The following is a 17903-nucleotide window of genomic DNA, read 5'->3' as shown; positions in this document are numbered from 1 at the left end:
CCGCACCGCCTCTACTCTTCGCGCGAGGTCACGGAATGGATCCTCGGGTCTACGCGTCCGCTTCGCCCGTGGATGACGAAGTTCGGGCGCTTCGGCCAATCTCCAAGGTTGCGATTTGCCACCGAAAGAGAATGCAGGCGTTTCGCCACGGGTCGGCTTCCGTCGCGATCCTACGCTGGCCGCTTCTTCTGCATCTTGCGCTTTGCCGGCTGGTCGGATTTCGGCCGGTCGAACTTTGGCTTGTCGAATTTCGCTTTGCCGGGCTTTTTTGCCCAGGGTTTTGACTCCGGCGCCCCGGCAGGCGGACGCTCGCCTGGCGCCCGCTTCTCGAATCCGGGCGCACCCTGGTCAAAAGCGCCCTTGCCGCGATGCGGCTTCTTGTCCGGCCTCTGTGGCTGGTAGCCGGCTCGCGACAGATCCGGCGTGCCGTCGATCCGCTTGACCGCGATGTTGCCCTGCAGCTTGCGGTCGGGGCCGATCGCCGCGAGGAACCGGTCGGCCCAGTCGGCGGCGATCTGCACGAAGGTCTCTTCCGGCTGCATCTTGATGGCGCCGATCTCGCGCTTGGACATGCCGGCGGTGCGGCACAGCATCGGGATCAGCCAGCGCGGCTCGGCATTCTGCCGCCGGCCGACCGACAGCGAGAACCAGACGCTGTCGCCGAACTCGTCGCGGCGGGCGGGCGCCTCGTCACGGCGGGCGGGCCTGTCGCCTGAAGGGGCGAAGGGCGCGACGTCGAGCAGGTCTTCGGGCGCCGAGCGGCTGAAGCGGCACAGCCGCACGAAAGCCGCCGCCACCAGTTCGGCGCCGTGCTGCTCGAGCAGCGTGCCGACGAAGCCGCGCTCCTCGTCCTTCACCGGTTCGCTGAAGGCCGGATCGGCAAGGATGCGCTCATCGTCGCGGCGCAAAACATCGTCGGCCGAGGGCGGACTCGCCCATGTCGCGGCCAGGCCGGCATTGTGCAGCAGCCGCTCGGTGCGCCGACGGGCATTGTTGGGCACGATGAGCGCGCTGACGCCCTTGCGCCCGGCACGGCCGGTGCGGCCGCTGCGGTGCAGCAGCGTCTCCGGATTGGTCGGCAGGTCGGCATGGATGACCAGCTCGAGATTGGGGAGGTCGATGCCGCGCGCCGCCACGTCGGTGGCGATGCAAACTTTGGCGCGGCCGTCGCGCATCGCCTGCAGCGCATGGCTGCGCTCATTCTGGCTAAGCTCGCCGGACAGCGCGACGACGGAGAAATTGCGGTTGTTGAAGCGCGCGGTCAGATGGTTGACGGCGGCGCGGGTGTTGCAGAACACCAGTGCGTTCCCCGCCTCGTAGTAGCGCAGCACGTTGATGATGGCATTCTCGCGATCGGCCTGGGCGACGGAAAGCGCCCGGTATTCGATGTCGAGATGCTGCTTCTCCTCGCCGCCGGCCGAGATGCGCACGGCGTCGCGCTGGTAGCTTTTGGCCAGCGTGGCGATCGAGCGCGGCACGGTGGCGGAAAACATCAGCGTGCGGCGCCCGGCGGGGGCGGCGTCGAGGATGAATTCGAGATCCTCGCGAAAGCCGAGATCGAGCATCTCGTCGGCCTCGTCGAGCACTACCGCTTTCAGCGCGGACATGTCGAGCGCGCCGCGCGTGATGTGGTCGCGCAGCCGGCCGGGCGTGCCGACGACGATATGGGCGCCGCGTTCCAGCGCGCGCCGCTCGCTGCGCATGTCCATGCCGCCGACGCAGGAGGCTATCTGGGCGCCGGTCAGTTCGTAGAGCCATTCCAGCTCGCGCCGCACCTGCAGCGCCAGCTCGCGCGTCGGCGCCACGACCAGTCCCAGCGGGGCGCCGGCATCGGCAAAACGCGCCGCGCCGCCAAGCAGGGTCGGCGCCACGGCAAGGCCGAAGGCGACGGTCTTGCCGGATCCGGTCTGCGCCGAAACCAGCGCGTCGGCTTCGCCGAGCTCCGGTCCCAGCACCGCCTTCTGCACCGGCGTCAGCGCTGCATAACCGCGCTTTTCCAGCGCCTCTGCCAGCGCAGGAACAATCGTTTCGAAACTGGACATCGTCTTCTTTCGGAATTCGGGGTTCTGGCTCGTCGTGGAGCACAAGGCCGGCACTGCGCCAAGCCAAACGGTATTTGGGCGTTCGTACTTCTTGCGGCTCCGGTTGTACAGAGCGGGCGCCGCCCCCTCTCCGTTCTCCTCTTGTGGGAGAAGGAGAGGACGCTGGTTCCCCCACCCCGCCTCATGCTAACTCACCCGCATGGCACAGAAGAAAGGATACGAGGTCGATTCGTGGCTCGCGAGGCCGGATCCGGCCACGGCAATCGTCCTGCTTTACGGTCCCGATCGCGGCCTCGTCGCCGAGCGGGCCAAGACCTTCGCCACGAAAACCGGCCTGCCGCTCGACGACCCGTTCTCGGTCGTCAAGCTGGACGGCGCGGAGGTCGACCGCGACCAGGGCCGGCTGCTCGACGAGGCGCGCACCGTGCCGATGTTTTCCGACCGGCGGCTGCTTTGGGTGCGCAATGCCAGCGGCCAGAAGGCGCTGGCCGACGACATCAAGGCGCTGACGACCGAACCAGCGCAGGATGCGATTATCCTGATCGAAGCCGGCGACCTGAGGAAGGGCACCGGCTTGCGGGCCATCGTCGAGGCGGCCGGCAATGCCATGGCCTTGCCCTGCTATGCCGACGAGGCCCGCGACCTCGATACGGTGATCGACGACGAGCTGCGCAAGGCCGGCATGTCGATGGCGCTCGACGCCAGGCAGGCGCTGCGCCGCAATCTCGGCGGCGACCGGCTCGCCTCGCGCGGCGAGATCGAGAAGCTGGTTCTTTATGCTCACGGCCGCAAGGAGATCGGCGTCGACGATGTCAACGCGCTGTCCGGCGATGTCTCCGGGGCCTCCTTCGACGCCGCGGTCGACGCCATGCTGGACGGCAAGGTCGGCGACTTCGACCTCGCCTTCAACCGCCACTGCCAGTCCGGCGGCCACCCGTTTCTGGTGCTGTCCTCGGCAATGCGGCAATTGCAGGCGATGCAGGTGATGCGCGGCCAGATGGAAACCGGCGGCCGCAACGCCGCCTCCGTCGTCGCCGGCGCCCGCCCGCCGGTTTTCTTCTCGCGCCGCAAGCTGGTGGAAAAGGCGCTCGAGCGCTGGAATGTCGAGGCGCTCAGTCGCGCGCTGAACCGCCTGCAGGCAGCGGTGCTGCAGACACGTAAACGGCCGGACTTGTCCGAGGCGCTGGCAAGACAGGCGCTGCTCGGCATTGCGATTGAGAGCGCGAGGCTGGGGCAGCGGTAGCTGCCTTCTAGAGCGTTTCATCGCGACGCGCTTTATTGGTCAATTCATTATCATTCCGTCCGCCGGCTGGAAGGTCGGTAGCGCCTGTGGAAAGACCAGCACCGCCGCGCCATAAAGGAGCAGGGCGACACCCGACGCCCTTGCTATCGCTTTTCCTGACGGGAGAGTCTTTTCAGCAAAGATCAGCAAGGTGACTACCGCCATTGCGGCGACGTTCATGATCCCGAGAGGAAAAAGGGCGAGAAACAAAAGCCAGCAGCAGCCCAGGCAAAGAGATCCATGCTGCAGGCCCATCCAGGCCGCGCCCCAATGACCATCGCGCCATGAGGTCAGGATGAAACCGATCGGCGTACGGCACTTGGCCAGGCACAGATCTTTCAGCGGGGAGAGTTGGTAAGCGCCCCCAACCATCAGCAGCGCGCCGCCGATGCGCGCGGCCGTCGCCGTGGACAATCCCACACGCCCGGCAAGCATCTCCGCCCCTGCCGCGCCGGCAAAGGCGAGAACGCCCGTCACCCCCCAGATCAGCATGTACCCGGACACGAACACCCAGGTCGAGATAAAGGTCTCGCCGCGGCCCCTTTTGCCGCTCTGGACTTGGTGAAAGTCAGGATCATGGGCGCAGCTGTCGGAAACATCATGGCGACCATCATGATCATCCAGACGGCAAGAAACAGCGTCGCCCCCATACCCATGGTGGGTGAGTACATGCCCATGCGCATATCCGCGCCTATGCCGGTCTGCTGCCGGACAAGCGGGATCCACGCCACCGCGGCGGCCGCGATCAGCAGCGCGAGGATAATGTTTCGCTGCAACGTCAGCATCATCGGCGAGCCCGTTCCGATTGTGCGGGGCAAGGACTAAAGCATGATGCCGAAAAGTGTGAAGCGGCTTTCGGACGACATCATGCTCTATCTCTTTGATTCAGAGCCGGATTCAGATTTCAGGTCGATTCGACATCTTTGCTTTAATGCATGTCGTTATCCCGAAACCGCCGCGCAGTTTCGGGCGACATGCATTAGTGCTGGCCGGACCAGTTGATCGGGGCGTAGTGGCCGTTTCGGCGGGAATTATCCCAATTCATGCCATGGTCGTTGAACGTGCTGCCTTCTACCCCCATCGCCAGACCGAGCCAGTCGGGATTGACGGGATGGCCGGTGGCCGCCCACATCTGCCCATCCTCGCGCATTGTCGGCAGCGGTTCGACCGCCAACTGCATCACGCCCGCAATCTCCGCCGACCGCTTTTTGCCGTTGATTTGGTATTTGATCGGCACCTTCCTGGCTCCGAGATTGGTGCTGATCATCGGCGCGAAGGCAGCCATCGGACCGCCCGCGGCGCCGGTGAAGATCGCGCCCAGCGCCTCTGTTTGCCTGTCATCAGCCTGTTCGTCGATATAGGCGGCAGCCGTCCAGTTGCCTTCCGCCATCGGACCCGGTGTGTGCGCAACCATTGCGACGCTGAGCCCATCCAATGGAACGTCGCCGTAACTGCCCTTGTCGATATGAAAGACCAAGCCGACGTCGCAAAAGCCTCTCGTCGGCCTCGATGTCAGTTGCGCGTTGGTGGACAACAGGCAAGGACACACGACATCGCAATTGCAGTTTTCGAAGTAACTTCCAGACAATTGCCAACTGACTGCCACTTGCACCTCCCATTTGCGTCAGGCGCGTCGGCATGTCGTTAGGCGAGGCGGTGCCATTCGCGAACAGTGTGGGAACGGCAGATAGCCCTCACCGCGACTGACCGGCACGCCCAGGGCATAATTTAAGTTATACCTAATATAGGGTACGCCGTTGCCCTGCACTGTCAAGCCGCAGGCTCCGACGCCGGCGGATAGTGCCGTGGCACAGGCCGGCGCCACGGCTGGTCAGGGCAATCGAGTATGGCGGCGCGAGCCCCTGGAGAAGTCGCCAAAGGGGACAGAGGGTTGTCGCTGTGAAGCTGCGACTAGGGCGAAGCAAGAAGCGAAGCGAAGCGAAGCGCGCAGACTCTAGAATGACGAAGGATAGGACAGCGCGCCCTCTGTCCTGCCGGACATTTCCCCGCACACGAGGGGAGATCAGCTGGCACCTCGGCTTTCGCCAATCACCACCGCAAACAAAAAGGCCGGCGCATCGCCAGCCCTTTTGATGTTTATCACCGATATATCAGGCGTATCCAACCTTAAACCAGAACCTTATGTTCCGCTAAACGCCGTTACATCCCAGCCGCCTACCGCTCGTCCTTCAGCCGCCGGCACAGTTCATCCAGCTGCTCCAGCGAGCGATAATTGACCTTGAGGGTGCCGCCTTTGCCCTTGTGCTCGATGCTAACGATCATGCCGATTGTGTCGGTCACCAGCTTTTCCAGCGCCAGCGTATCCGGATCCTTCTCCGGCGCGCTCGTCGCGGACTTCGCCTTGGCTGGCGTCGGGCCGGCGGGCATCTGCGCCAGCGCCTCGGCCTGGCGCACCGAAAGCCCTTCCTTGACGATGCGCTTGGCGAGCCCGGCCGGGTCTTCGGCGGTGACCAGCGTGCGGGCATGACCGGCGGACAGATCGCCGTCGACCAGCATGTCGTGGATAACATGGGGCAGCTTCAGCAGCCGCAGCGTGTTGGCGACGTGGCTGCGGCTCTTGCCGATCACCTGCCCGAGATCGGCCTGCGTGTAGCCGTGCTCGTCTATCAGCTGCTGGTAGCCTTGCGCCTCCTCGACCGGATTGAGGTCGGCGCGCTGCACGTTTTCGATGATCGCCAGTTCCAGCGCGGTGCGGTCGTTGACGTCGCGCACGATGACCGGGATCTCGGTCAGGCCAGCGCGCTGCGCCGCCCGCCAGCGCCGCTCGCCGGCGATGATCTCGTAGCGGCCGGGCTGCGAAGGCGAGGGGCGCGCCACCACCGGCTGCACCACGCCATGCTCGCGGATCGACTGGGCAAGGTCGGTGAGCTCGGCATCGCCGAAATGACGGCGCGGGTTCTTCGGGTTAGGCCTGACGAACTCGATCGGCACCTTGCCGTCGGCCGCCACCGCCGCGCTCGGCTTTTCGGGCGCCGCCGGACGGTCGATTTCACCGATCAGCGCCGCGAGGCCGCGGCCCAGTCTTTTTCTTGATTGGTCTTCGCTCATTAGTTTGTCCAGATCGTTTCGGTATCGAATCGGCTAGTTAACCAAAGCTGGCGGATTGCCCGCGACTCAGGCGGCGCGCAGCTTGCGCTCGCGGCGGATCACTTCGGAGGCGAGCTGCAGATAGGCCTGGCTGCCGGAGCATTTGAGATCGTAAAGGATTGCCGGCTTGCCGTAGGACGGCGCTTCGGAAACCCGCACATTGCGCGGAATGATCGTCTCGTAGACCTTGTCACCCATATGGGTGCGCACATCCTGCACCACCTGGTTGGCGAGGTTGTTGCGCCCGTCATACATGGTCAGCACGATACCCTGGATGGTGAGATCCGGATTGATCGTCCGGCGCACCTGCTCGACGGTTTCGAGCAACTGGCTGAGGCCTTCCAGCGCGAAAAACTCGCATTGCAGCGGCACGAGAACGGAATCGGCCGCCGCCATTGAATTCAAAGTCAAAAGGTTGAGCGAGGGCGGGCAGTCGATCAACACATAGCCGAACGGCGCCGCCCGCTCGGCGGCGGCGCGCAGCGCGTTGCGCAACTTCAGCACCCGGTCGGGCGCCGAAGCGATCTCCATCTCGATGCCGAGCAGGTCGAGCGTCGAGGGAATGATCGATAGGCCCGGCACCGCGGTCGGCACCGCGGCGGCCTCCAACTCCAACTCGCCCGTCAGAACATCGTACGACGAGGTGGTGCGATCCTTGCGGTCGATGCCGAGGCCGGTGCTGGCGTTGCCCTGCGGGTCGAGGTCGACGATCAGCACGCGCTCGCCGATGGCGGCCAGCGCCGTGGCAAGGTTGATGGCCGTGGTCGTCTTGCCGACGCCGCCCTTCTGGTTGGCAACTGTGATGATACGCGGTCCAGTTTTCATGGGTTTATGCCAGTGATTCATTGCGGTTTCGCCAGGCGCAAGTCGCTGATTTCCAGGATGACGCCGTGGGCGTCGGTCATGCTGGGATGTTCTACCAGATCGAAGGCCCAGCAGAGAGTGCTTTCTTCCACTTCGGTGCGGTAATCCCGACCTTTGTGGAAAAGCGCGCGCGCGCCTTTCGCTAGCCAGGGCGCCGATAGATCGAGCAAATCAGGCAGCGCCGCGAGCGCCCTGGCTGTAACGATTTCCGGTGCGGAAACAAGCGCATAGCTGTCGTCGATGCGCTTGGCCACGACGCGCGCCGGCAGGTCGAACTGGCCGATGACGGATTGCAGGAACGAGGCTTTCTTGCGGTTGCTTTCGACCAGATCGATCGACGCGCCCGGGCGCTCGCTAAGCAGGAAGCCGAGGACCAATCCGGGAAAACCGCCGCCCGAACCGAGGTCGACCCAACGCGTTGCGTTGGGCGCGATTCGGGCGAGTTGGGCGCTATCCAGGATGTGGCGGCGCCAGACATCGTCCAGCGTAGACGGCGCCGCCAGATTGATGCTGCGGTTCCATTTCAGGAACAGCTGTTCGAAGGCTTGGAGCCGCTCGAATGTTTCACGTGAAACGGGACCCGCCGCTTTCTGCAGATCTTCCCAGGCGCTCACGCCACGTCCCTTCGCGCGGCAAGTTCGGCGTTGCGGACATGCGCGATGATGATAGCAAGCGCCGCAGGCGTCATGCCTTCCATGCGCTGGGCGTCGGCGATCGACCGCGGCTGGCGCGTCCTCATCTTCTGCTTCAGCTCGTTCGACAGTCCCGGGACATCCGAGAAGTCGACGGTCGCGGGAATGAGCCGCGATTCCTCATGCCTGATCTGAGCGACGTCGGCCTGCTGCCGATCGAGATAGACGGAATATTTCGCCTCCGTTTCAAGCCGCTCCGCTGTCTTGGCGTCTAGCTCGGCAAAGCGTGGCTCGACGCTGGTCAGCCAGGTCATGTCGACGCCCGGATGAGCCAAAAGCTCGTAGGCCGAGCGGCGCACGCCGTCCTTGTTGATCTCCAGCCCATGCCGGGCCGCTTCGTTCGGCGTCAAGGTCACCGATTTTGCCAGCGCGCGGGCATGGTCGAGTTTCCGCGCCATCTCGCCAAAGCGCTGCAACCGCTCCGAAGACGCGATGCCGAGCTTGGCGGCCAGCGGCGTCAGGCGCTCATCGGCATTGTCGGCGCGCAGCGAAAGCCGGAACTCCGCGCGGGACGTAAACATGCGATAGGGCTCGGCGATGCCCCGGCTGGTCAGGTCGTCGACCATCACGCCGATATAGGCTTCGGTGCGGCTGAGCACGACAGGCTCGCCGGCGGAAGCCCTGCGCGCCGCGTTGATGCCGGCGAGAAGGCCTTGGGCGCCGGCCTCTTCGTAACCGGTCGTGCCGTTGATCTGGCCGGCAAGGAACAGCCCGGCGACGCGCTTGGTCTCCAGCGTCGTCTTGAGCTCGCGCGGATCGATGTGGTCGTATTCGATGGCGTAGCCCGGCTGCAGCATCGTCGCCTTTTCCAGTCCAGGAATGGTCTTCAGCATATCGAGCTGGACATCTTCGGGCAGCGAGGTCGAGATGCCGTTCGGATAGACGGTATCGTCGTCGAGGCCTTCCGGCTCGAGGAAGATCTGATGGCCCTCGCGGTCGCCGAACTTGACGATCTTGTCCTCGATCGAAGGACAGTAACGCGGCCCCACGCCTTCGATCGAACCGGAATACATGGCCGAGCGGCCGAGATTGGCGCGGATCAAATCATGTGTCGCCGGCATGGTCCGCGTGATGCCGCAATGGATTTGCGGATTGTCGATGCGGTCGGTCAGCAGCGAGAACGGCACCGGATCTTCATCCGCTGCCTGGCTTTCCAGCGACGCCCAGTCGATAGTCCGGCCATCGAGGCGAGGGGGGGTGCCCGTCTTCAGGCGCCCGAGCTTGAAGCCGGCACGGCTCATGGTCGCCGACAGCCCAAGGCTTGCCTGCTCGTTCATGCGGCCGGCGACGATCTTCTTTTCACCGATATGGATCAGCCCACGCAGGAAAGTGCCGGTGGTCAGCACCACGGCGCCGCAGGCCAGCCGCCGGTCGCCCGAAACCAGCACCGCCGCCACGCGCCCGTCTTCGATTTCGAGATCCAGAACCTCGCCCTCGACCACGTCGAGATTAGCCTGCTCGCTGATCGCCGCCTGCATGGCAAGCCGATAGAGCTTGCGGTCGGCCTGGGTGCGCGGGCCGCGCACGGCCGGACCCTTGCGGCGGTTGAGCAGACGAAACTGGATGCCTGCGGCATCGGCGATGCGGCCCATCAGTCCGTCCATGGCGTCGATCTCGCGCACGAGGTGCCCCTTGCCGAGACCGCCGATCGCAGGATTGCAGGACATCACGCCGATCGTGTCGAAGCGCAGCGTCACCAGCGCCGTCCTGGCGCCGGCGCGCGCGGCGGCGCTTGCCGCCTCGCATCCGGCATGGCCGCCGCCCACCACCACCACATCATAGTGATTGGTCATTTCGAGGATCCGGTTTCAGAGATTGACCGACACATGTCCCCGCTGCCCCGTGCTGTCAAGGACGAAGGCAGGATTCGTTTCACGTGAAACACGGTTCGCAGCGCCTCACGGATTGTTTCACGTGAATCATTCGCCCGGCCGGAATCCGCTTCCTGTTTCACGTGAATCACTTACCAATGCAGAACTGCGAAAAGATGACGTCGAGCAAATCCTCGACATCGACTGCCCCAATGATCCGGCCGAGACGATCCGCCGCCAGCCGCAGCTCCTCCGCGCGCAGTTCCTGGCTCAGTCCCGACAGCGAAGCCCGCAGGAAATCGGCCGCCTCGTTAAGGAGGTCGACGTGGCGCAGCCTCGACGGGAGGACGTCTCCCCCACTCCCAATCACCGCGGCGGCGCGAGCCGCAATCTCATCAAGGAGGCGCTCCAACCCGGTGCCCGCTTTGGAAGAGACCACCAGGTCGTAGCCATCGCCGGCACCCGCGCCGGCGATATCCGATTTCGTCCCGATCCTCAGTCGCGGGGCCGCGCTCGGCGCATCACCTACAGGGACCGGGTCGATCATATCCTCCAGCAGCAGGACCAGGTCCGCCGCCCTTGCCTTGGCCCGCGCGCGCTCGATACCGATAGACTCGACCTTGCCCTCGGCTTCACGCAGCCCGGCGGTATCGGTCATCCGCACCTTCAGCCCATCGAGATCCATGACGACCTCGAGCAGATCGCGCGTCGTGCCCGGTTCGTCGGTGACGATCGCCGCTTCGCGTCTGGCCAATGCGTTGAACAGGCTGGACTTGCCGGCATTCGGTGCGCCGAGGATAACCACCTCAAAACCGTCGCGAATGATCTCGGCGGCCTTGAACCCTTCGAGATGGCGCTCAATCTCGGCGATCATCGCAACGACGTCGGACCAAACCGCATCCGAAACGGAGCCTGGCACATCGTCCTCATCGGCGAAGTCGATCTCCGCTTCGATCATGGCTCGCGCATGGATGAGCCGGCGCCGCCAACTTGAATAGAGCTCGCTCTGCGCGCCCTCCGCATTGCGCACGGCAAAGCGGCGCTGCGCTTCCGTCTCGGCATTGACGAGATCCGCCAGCGCCTCGGTCTCGACAAGGTCGAGCTTGCCGTTGAGAAAGGCGCGCCGGGTGAACTCGCCGGGCTCGGCATGCCTGACGCCGTCAAAACCGGTGATCGTCTCCAACACCTTGGCCGCGACGGCACGGCTGCCGTGGACATGGAACTCGGCAACGTCCTCGCCGGTGAAACTGCCGGGACCGGGAAAGAGCAGGACGAGACCGTGGTCGATAGTCGACCCGTCCGGAGCCTTGAGCGTCCGCAACGTGGTAAACCGGTCCTTAACCGATCCGGCAATCGTTTCGACAACGAATCGAGTCTGGGGGCCGGACATGCGGATGACGGCAATGCCGGCAGGGAGCCTGCCGCTCGACAGCGCCACGATCGAATCCGTCGAAGTCATTGAGGAAACCATTTGCCGGACCTGCCGAACCGCCTAAATCAAATAAAGTAGAGCATGATGTCGCCCGAAAACCGCTTCACACTTTTCGGCATCATGCTCTAGCCTTTGCTGTATCAAACCGCACATGCCGAGCCGCCCATCGTGACCTTGCCCGCGAAAAACCTGCTTGCCGAAGAGGCCAGCCCCTACCTGCAGCAGCATAGCGACAATCCAGTGCACTGGCGGGGCTGGTCGCCCGCGGCCCTTGCCGAAGCCAGGGAACTCAAGCGGCCGATCCTGCTCTCCATCGGCTACGCCGCCTGTCACTGGTGCCATGTCATGGCGCATGAGAGCTTCGAGAACGACGCCGTTGCCGCCGTCATGAACCGGCTCTTCGTGAATATCAAGGTCGATCGCGAGGAGCGCCCGGACATCGACCAGATCTATATGGCGGCACTCCATGCCATGGGCGAGCAGGGCGGCTGGCCGCTGACCATGTTCCTGACGCCCGACGGCAAGCCGTTCTGGGGCGGCACCTATTTCCCGCGCGAGGCGCGTTACGGAAGGCCCGGCTTCATCCAGGTGCTTGAAGCGGTCGACAAGGCCTGGAGGGAGAAGCAGCAAAGCCTCGCCGAAAGCGCCGATGGGCTGACCGCCCATGTCGAGCAGAGGCTTGCCGGCGCACAGGGCAAGGCGGTGCTCGACCGCGACAGTTTGGCCGAGCTTGCCGGACGCATCGACGGCATGATCGACCGCGATCTCGGCGGCCTAAGCGGCGCGCCGAAATTTCCCAATGCGCCCTTCATGCACGCCCTGTGGTTGTCCTGGCTGCGCGACGGCCAGACCGCGCATCGCGACGCCGTGCTCACCAGCCTGGAAAAAATGCTCGCCGGCGGCATCTACGATCATGTCGGCGGCGGCCTCAGCCGCTATTCCACCGACGCCGAATGGCTGGTGCCGCATTTCGAGAAGATGCTCTACGACAACGCCCAGCTGATCCGCCTGTGCAACTGGGCCTATGCGGCGACGGGCAATGAGTTGTTCCGGCTACGAATCGAAGAAACCGTCGATTGGCTGCTGCGCGAGATGCTGGTCGAAGGCGGCGCCTTCGCCGCCAGCCTCGATGCCGACAGCGAGGGTGAGGAGGGGCTTTTTTACACGTGGAGCCGAGACGAGGTCGAAACCGCGCTTGGCGACGATGCCGCAGTCTTTTTCCGGTTTTTCGATCTCGCCGCCCCGCACGGCTGGGAAGGCAAGCCGATCATCCGCCAGAGCGAGGCGCAGCAACGCCAAGGCGTCGCCGACCATGCCCGGCTCGCGCCGCTGAAAGCAAAACTTCTGGCTGCCCGCGAACGGCGCGTCAGACCCGGCCGTGACGGCAAGGCGCTTACCGACTGGAATGGCTTGATGATCGCGGCACTCGCGGAAGCGGGCCGTTCCCTTGGACGGCGCGACTGGGTCGATGCCGCGGCAACAGCCTTCGCCCATATTGTCGAGGCCAGCCAGGACGGGCGCCTGCCGCACTCCATGCTTGGCGCGAAGAAGCTGTTCCCGGCGCTGTCGAGCGACTATGCCGCCATGACCAACGCCGCGATCGCGCTGTTCGAAGCGACCGGCGATCCGGCCTACTTCGATCACGCCAGGCAGTTCATCGGCGAGCTCGACCGTTGGCACCTGGACAGCGAAAAGACCGGCTACTGGCTGACGGCATCGGACAGCGGCGACGTTCCGATCCGCATCCGCGGCGATGTCGACGAGGCGATCCCCTCGGCCACCAGCCAGATCGTCGAGGCGCTGGTGCGGCTGTCGTCGCTGACCGGCGATCTCGATCTCTGGGAAAAAGCCTGGACAACCGCCGAGCATGCCATGGGCCGCGCCGCGCAGCAGGCCTATGGCCAAGCCGGCATCGTCGACGCCTGCGCGCTGGCGCTCGAGCCGCTGAAGCTCGTCATTATAGATAAGCCAGATTCTTCAAGCCTCGTTCCGGTCGCGAATCGAAATCCCGATCCGCGCCGGGTCGACATCGTCGTGCCAATCGGTTTGGAAGCGAACCGCCCGCTTCTGCCGGGCGGCGTGCTGCCGCCGACGGACAAGCCCGGCGCCTGGTTCTGCAGCGGGCAGGTGTGCCTGCCGGTGGTGACGGATGCCGGAGAGTTGGAGAAGCTGTTGCGGCGATAGCGCCTTTCTTCCTTCTTCCCTTGTGGGAGAAGGTGGATCGGCGCGCAGCGTCGAGACGGATGAGGGTGTTCCAGCGAAAGCGAACGTCTCACTCCGCTGGAGCACCCCATCCGTCGCCTGCGGCGACACCTTCTCCCACAAGGGGAGAAGGGGAAGCGCTGCCCAATCACGTATTCATCGAATCGAAGAAGTCGGCGTTGCTCTTGGTCTGCTTGAGCTTGTCGATGAGGAACTCGATCGCATCGGTCGTGCCCATCGGCGCCAGGATGCGGCGCAGCACGAAGATCTTCTGCAGGTCCGCGCGCGGCACCAGAAGGTCTTCCTTGCGGGTACCGGACTTGAGGATGTCCATCGCCGGGTAGATGCGCTTGTCGGCCACCTTGCGGTCGAGCTGGATTTCGCAGTTGCCGGTACCCTTGAACTCCTCGAAGATCACTTCGTCCATGCGGCTGCCGGTATCGATCAGCGCGGTAGCGATGATGGTGAGCGAGCCGCCTTCCTCGATGTTGCGGGCGGCACCGAAGAAGCGCTTCGGGCGCTGCAGCGCGTTGGCGTCGACACCGCCGGTCAGCACCTTGCCGGATGACGGCACGACGGTGTTGTAGGCGCGGCCGAGGCGGGTGATCGAATCCAGAAGAATGACCACGTCGCGGCCGTGTTCGACCAGGCGCTTGGCCTTCTCGATCACCATTTCGGCGACCTGAACGTGGCGCACGGCCGGCTCGTCGAAGGTCGAGGAGATCACCTCGCCCTTCACCGAGCGCTGCATATCGGTCACTTCCTCCGGCCGCTCGTCGATCAGAAGCACGATCAGATAGCATTCCGGATGGTTGGCGGTGATCGAGTGGGCGATGTTCTGCATGAGAACCGTCTTGCCGGTACGCGGCTGCGCGTTGATCAACGCGCGCTGTCCCTTGCCGATCGGCGCCACAAGGTCGATCACGCGCGGCGAGATGTCTTTGCTGGTCGGATTGTCGACCTCCATCTTCAGCCGCTTGGTCGGATAAAGCGGCGTCAGATTGTCGAAGTGGATCTTGTGCCGGATCTTTTCCGGATCGTCGAAATTGATGGTGTTGACCTTGAGCAGCGCGAAATAGCGCTCGCCCTCTTTCGGGCTGCGGATCGGTCCTTCGACCGTATCGCCGGTCTTGAGCGAAAAGCGCCGGATTTGCGACGGCGAAATATAGATATCGTCAGGACCGGGCAGGTAGTTGGCGTTGGCCGAGCGCAGGAAGCCGAAACCGTCCTGCAGCACCTCGACGACGCCCTCGCCGATGATCTCGATGTCCTGGGCGGCGAGCTTCTTCAGGATTGCGAACATCAGCTCCTGCTTGCGCATGACGCTGGCGTTCTCCACCTCGAGCGATTCGGCATAAGCGATCAGCTCTGGTGGCTTCTTGTTCTTGAACTCTGTGAGTTTCATTTCTTGCATTAGATAGACTCTGGGTAGGCTTTGGGGGGGAAAATCGGCTGGATGCGATAAATGCCGGGCGCGGCCGAAAGCGAGTAAAAGGGGCGGCGCATGACGGGAAGGAAGACCCGTCTTGTATCGTCGCTCGACTGAAAGAGCAAGCCGCCTTTTGCTAGGCTTCTGGGCTGGATCGGAGGAAGCCTAGAACGGCTTCACGACGACCAGGATGACGATGACGATCATCAGCAATGTGGGGATCTCATTGACGATCCGCCAGTGCCTCGCCGGTTTTTCGTTCTTGTCCTCGGCGAATTTGCGCACCGCGCCGGCGAGATAGCCATGCAGACCCGACAATATGAGCACCAGCGCGATCTTGGCGTGCAGCCAGCCGCCCTGGAATCCAAAACCTTTCCAGGCCAGCCAAAGCCCGAACACCCAGGTCACGATCATCGCCGGATTGATGATACCCCGCAGCAGCCGGCGCTCCATCACCTTGAAGGTCTCGGACTGCACCGAGCCCTTCTCGGCATCGACGTGATAGACGAAAAGCCGCGGCAGATAGAGCATGCCGGCCATCCACGAGATGACCGCGATCACATGGATGGCCTTGGCCCAGGGATAGAAGCTGTCGGGCGCGGCAAAATAGAGCAAGGCGGTCGCCGCGATGAGAACGGCAATGCCGACCGCCATGCGCTTCATCGCCTGGCCGGTGCTGTTCTCATTGCTTGCTTTGTTCATCGGTGGCTCCTCACCATTTTCACCATCGCCTCGACATGCGCCACCGGCGTTTCCGGCGTGATGCCGTGGCCGAGATTGAAGATCAGCGGCCCACCACCCAAAGTCCTTAGAATGGAACCGACGCCATCGGCTAGCGCCGTGCCGCCGGCGACCAGGCGCAGCGGATCGAGATTGCCTTGCACCGCGCCTTCGCGCTGCAACTCCTTGGCCATCGACAGCGGCACGGTCCAGTCGAGACCGAGACCGGTAATGCCGGTCTTTCTTCTGTAATCGCGATAGCGTTCGCCGGCACCCTTCGGAAAACCGATCACCGGCACATCGGGGTGAACCGCCTTCACCTGCCGGACGATCGCGGCCACCGGCTCGACGCAGAAGGCCTCGAAAGAAGGTTCATCCAACACGCCCGACCATGAATCGAAAATCTGCACCACATCGGCGCCCGCCTCGATCTGGCGAATGAGATGAGCGGCCGAATGATCGGCCAATATCTTCAAAAGCTTCGCGAAGGCCCGGGGCTCGCGATAGGCGAAAAGCCGCGCCGGTCCCTGGTCCGGGGTGCCGTGGCCGGCAATCATATAGGTCGCCACCGTCCAGGGCGCGCCGCAGAAGCCGATCAGCGTCGTCTCGCCAGGCAGTTTCGCGCGCAGCCGGCGCACGGTCTCGTAGACCGGTTCGAGATTCACGTGAAACATGTCGCCGTTCAGCGCCGCAATCTCAGACGCCGTGATCGGCTTCAGAATCGGCCCGCGACCCTCTTCGAAACGGACATCGCGCCCCAAGGCATTGGGCACGACGAGAATGTCGGAGAACAGGATCGAAGCGTCGAAGCCGAAGCGTTCGATCGGCTGCAGCGTCACTTCGACGGCAAGGTCCGGATCGTAGCAGAGATCGAGGAAGGATCCGGCCCGCCTCCGCGTCTCCCGATACTCGGGAAGATAGCGGCCTGCCTGACGCATCATCCAGAGCGGCGGCGGTGAAACCGTCTCGCCCTTGAGGACGTCCAGCATGATCCGTTTCCCAGCCATCCCGCGCTCGCCCTCTCTACAGCGCCGCGCGTCCTCAGACGCGCAAGGGACGCTGTAGCACTCATCTGGCGCATGATCCTTTCCGAACCTCCGGTTCGGGGTCATGCGCTGTCTCTTAAATCAATATCTATTTTAAAAGAGTCTTCTGATTCTAAGAGTCTGTTGGTTGTGGTGGTTGCGACCTGTCCAGCCTGCTGCTCGAAAAGGCCAGTCAGCATATTGTCGCGCGCTCGCTTTCGCAATTTGGAGCAATCTGGGGAAGAACCGGATTCAGGCTTTTGAGTCAAAAGCTTGGCCTTCTCGTACCAAGTCTCGGGCTGTGGATGAAATCGGCCAAGAAAAGTTGATCCCCGGTTTTGTCCCCAGCGCCGCGACAAAGCCTACAGCGCCGCGAATTGTGGACAAGGAGCCATCTGATACACTCGCTTTCTTCAGCAAGGCCTTTCCGTCCGGCCTTGTCCACAATTGCCCACAGCCTGGACCCACCCCCTGTGAACAAACCTCAGAGCTTCTTCCATCTGCACCTGATCTCCGACGCCACCGGCGAGACGCTGCTGGCGGCCGGCCGCGCGGCATCCGCCCAGTACAAGGATGCCCGCGCCATCGAGCACATCTATCCGCTGATCCGGACGGAAAAGCAGGTCGCCAAGGTCTTCGAGGACATTGACGAGGAGCCCGGCATCATTCTCTACACCGTGGTCGACCAGAAGCTCGCGCGCAGCATCGATGAGCGCTGCGCCGCCATGGGCCTGCCTTGCGTCTCGGTGCTGGAGCCGGTGCTGACCGTCTTCCAGTCCTATCTCGGCACGCCCGCCGGCCGCCGCGTCGGCGCCCAGCACGTGCTCGATGCCGAATATTTCCGCCGCATCGATGCGTTGAACTTCACCATGGAGCATGATGACGGCCAGCTGCCGGCCAATATGGACGATGCCGATATCGTCCTGGTCGGCATCTCGCGCACCTCGAAAACGCCGACCAGCATCTATCTCGCCAACCGAGGACACAAGACCGCCAACATCCCGATCGTGCTTGGCGTGCCGCTACCGGAAAGCCTGATCGCCGCCAGGACGCCTTTGGTCGTCGGCCTCATCGCCACGGCCGAGCGCATCTCCCATGTCCGGCAGAACCGCATCCTCGGCAACACCAGCACCTTTGCGTCCAACGACTATGTCGACCGTGCCGCGATCAACGAGGAGCTCGCCTATGCGCGCCAGCTCTGCACCAGGCACGGCTGGCCGATGATCGACGTCAGCCGCCGCTCCATCGAGGAAACGGCCGCCGCCATCGTTGCCCTGCGCAGCAAGAACAGATAAC

15 protein-coding genes are annotated in these 17903 nt (G+C 63.7%); 3 read left to right on the top strand and 12 right to left on the bottom strand.

Features of this window, described 5'->3' with window-relative positions:
- Positions 1–170: 170 nt before the first annotated feature.
- Positions 171–2042: a DEAD/DEAH box helicase gene (locus RFM68_RS22260; protein ID WP_320235168.1), complete on the bottom strand. Its 1872-nt coding sequence runs from the start codon at positions 2040–2042 to the stop codon at positions 171–173.
- 199 nt (positions 2043–2241) lie between these two features.
- Here RFM68_RS22260 and holA point away from each other — a divergent pair, with 199 nt between their 5' ends.
- A complete protein-coding gene (gene holA / locus RFM68_RS22255) occupies positions 2242–3285 on the top strand; it encodes a DNA polymerase III subunit delta (RefSeq protein ID WP_320235167.1) in 1044 nt (347 codons plus the stop codon).
- A gap of 39 nt (positions 3286–3324) precedes the next feature.
- On the opposite strand, the gene RFM68_RS22250 is transcribed toward holA, so the two are convergent.
- From RFM68_RS22250 to mnmE, 8 genes are all read right to left on the bottom strand, one after another.
- Positions 3325–3828: a DUF2182 domain-containing protein gene (locus RFM68_RS22250; protein ID WP_320235166.1), complete on the bottom strand. Its 504-nt coding sequence runs from the start codon at positions 3826–3828 to the stop codon at positions 3325–3327.
- Positions 3810–4112 carry a copper chaperone gene (locus tag RFM68_RS22245; RefSeq protein WP_320235165.1) on the bottom strand — a complete coding sequence of 101 codons (303 nt, stop codon included), beginning with the start codon at positions 4110–4112 and terminating at the stop codon, positions 3810–3812. The genes RFM68_RS22250 and RFM68_RS22245 overlap by 19 nt, the downstream gene beginning before the upstream one ends.
- A 191-nt stretch (positions 4113–4303) precedes the next feature.
- Positions 4304–4936, bottom strand: coding sequence for a DUF1326 domain-containing protein (locus tag RFM68_RS22240; RefSeq protein ID WP_320235164.1), 633 nt, complete (start codon positions 4934–4936; stop codon positions 4304–4306).
- A 563-nt stretch (positions 4937–5499) separates the two neighbouring features.
- Positions 5500–6393 carry a ParB/RepB/Spo0J family partition protein gene (locus RFM68_RS22235; protein WP_320235163.1) on the bottom strand — a complete coding sequence of 298 codons (894 nt, stop codon included), beginning with the start codon at positions 6391–6393 and terminating at the stop codon, positions 5500–5502.
- Positions 6394–6459: 66 nt separating this feature from the next.
- Complete coding sequence (locus RFM68_RS22230) at positions 6460–7257, bottom strand: ParA family protein (RefSeq protein WP_320235162.1); 798 nt, start codon at positions 7255–7257, stop codon at positions 6460–6462.
- 17 nt (positions 7258–7274) lie between these two features.
- Positions 7275–7910 (bottom strand): 16S rRNA (guanine(527)-N(7))-methyltransferase RsmG, encoded by a 636-nt coding sequence (gene rsmG / locus RFM68_RS22225; RefSeq protein WP_320235161.1) that lies wholly within the window; start codon positions 7908–7910, stop codon positions 7275–7277.
- A complete protein-coding gene (mnmG, locus tag RFM68_RS22220; protein ID WP_320235160.1) occupies positions 7907–9781 on the bottom strand; it encodes a tRNA uridine-5-carboxymethylaminomethyl(34) synthesis enzyme MnmG in 1875 nt (624 codons plus the stop codon). Before mnmG ends, rsmG begins: the two co-directional genes overlap by 4 nt.
- Before the next feature lie 166 nt (positions 9782–9947).
- The gene (gene mnmE, locus RFM68_RS22215) at positions 9948–11258 is read right to left on the bottom strand and encodes a tRNA uridine-5-carboxymethylaminomethyl(34) synthesis GTPase MnmE (protein WP_320235159.1); all 1311 of its coding nucleotides are present in this window, start codon (positions 11256–11258) and stop codon (positions 9948–9950) included.
- A gap of 141 nt (positions 11259–11399) precedes the next feature.
- Here mnmE and RFM68_RS22210 point away from each other — a divergent pair, with 141 nt between their 5' ends.
- The gene (locus tag RFM68_RS22210) at positions 11400–13415 is read left to right on the top strand and encodes a thioredoxin domain-containing protein (protein ID WP_320235158.1); all 2016 of its coding nucleotides are present in this window, start codon (positions 11400–11402) and stop codon (positions 13413–13415) included.
- 166 nt (positions 13416–13581) lie between these two features.
- Here RFM68_RS22210 and rho read toward each other — a convergent pair whose 3' ends face one another.
- From rho to hemE, 3 genes are all read right to left on the bottom strand, one after another.
- Complete coding sequence (gene rho, locus RFM68_RS22205; RefSeq protein WP_320235157.1) at positions 13582–14847, bottom strand: transcription termination factor Rho; 1266 nt, start codon at positions 14845–14847, stop codon at positions 13582–13584.
- 180 nt (positions 14848–15027) lie between these two features.
- Positions 15028–15564: a protoporphyrinogen oxidase HemJ gene (gene hemJ, locus RFM68_RS22200; RefSeq protein WP_320235156.1), complete on the bottom strand. Its 537-nt coding sequence runs from the start codon at positions 15562–15564 to the stop codon at positions 15028–15030.
- Entirely contained in the window at positions 15561–16589 is a 1029-nt protein-coding gene (gene hemE / locus RFM68_RS22195; protein WP_320235155.1) for a uroporphyrinogen decarboxylase, read from the bottom strand. Before hemE ends, hemJ begins: the two co-directional genes overlap by 4 nt.
- A gap of 491 nt (positions 16590–17080) precedes the next feature.
- Here hemE and RFM68_RS22190 point away from each other — a divergent pair, with 491 nt between their 5' ends.
- Complete coding sequence (locus RFM68_RS22190; RefSeq protein WP_320235154.1) at positions 17081–17902, top strand: pyruvate, water dikinase regulatory protein; 822 nt, start codon at positions 17081–17083, stop codon at positions 17900–17902.
- Position 17903: the final 1 nt, after the last annotated feature.

Source organism: Mesorhizobium montanum, assembly GCF_033977145.1.
In the GTDB taxonomy this organism is placed as follows: Bacteria; Pseudomonadota; Alphaproteobacteria; order Rhizobiales; family Rhizobiaceae; genus Mesorhizobium; species Mesorhizobium montanum.
Note: the sequence above shows the minus strand (reverse complement) of the source record. Positions and strands in the feature narration are given on the sequence as shown.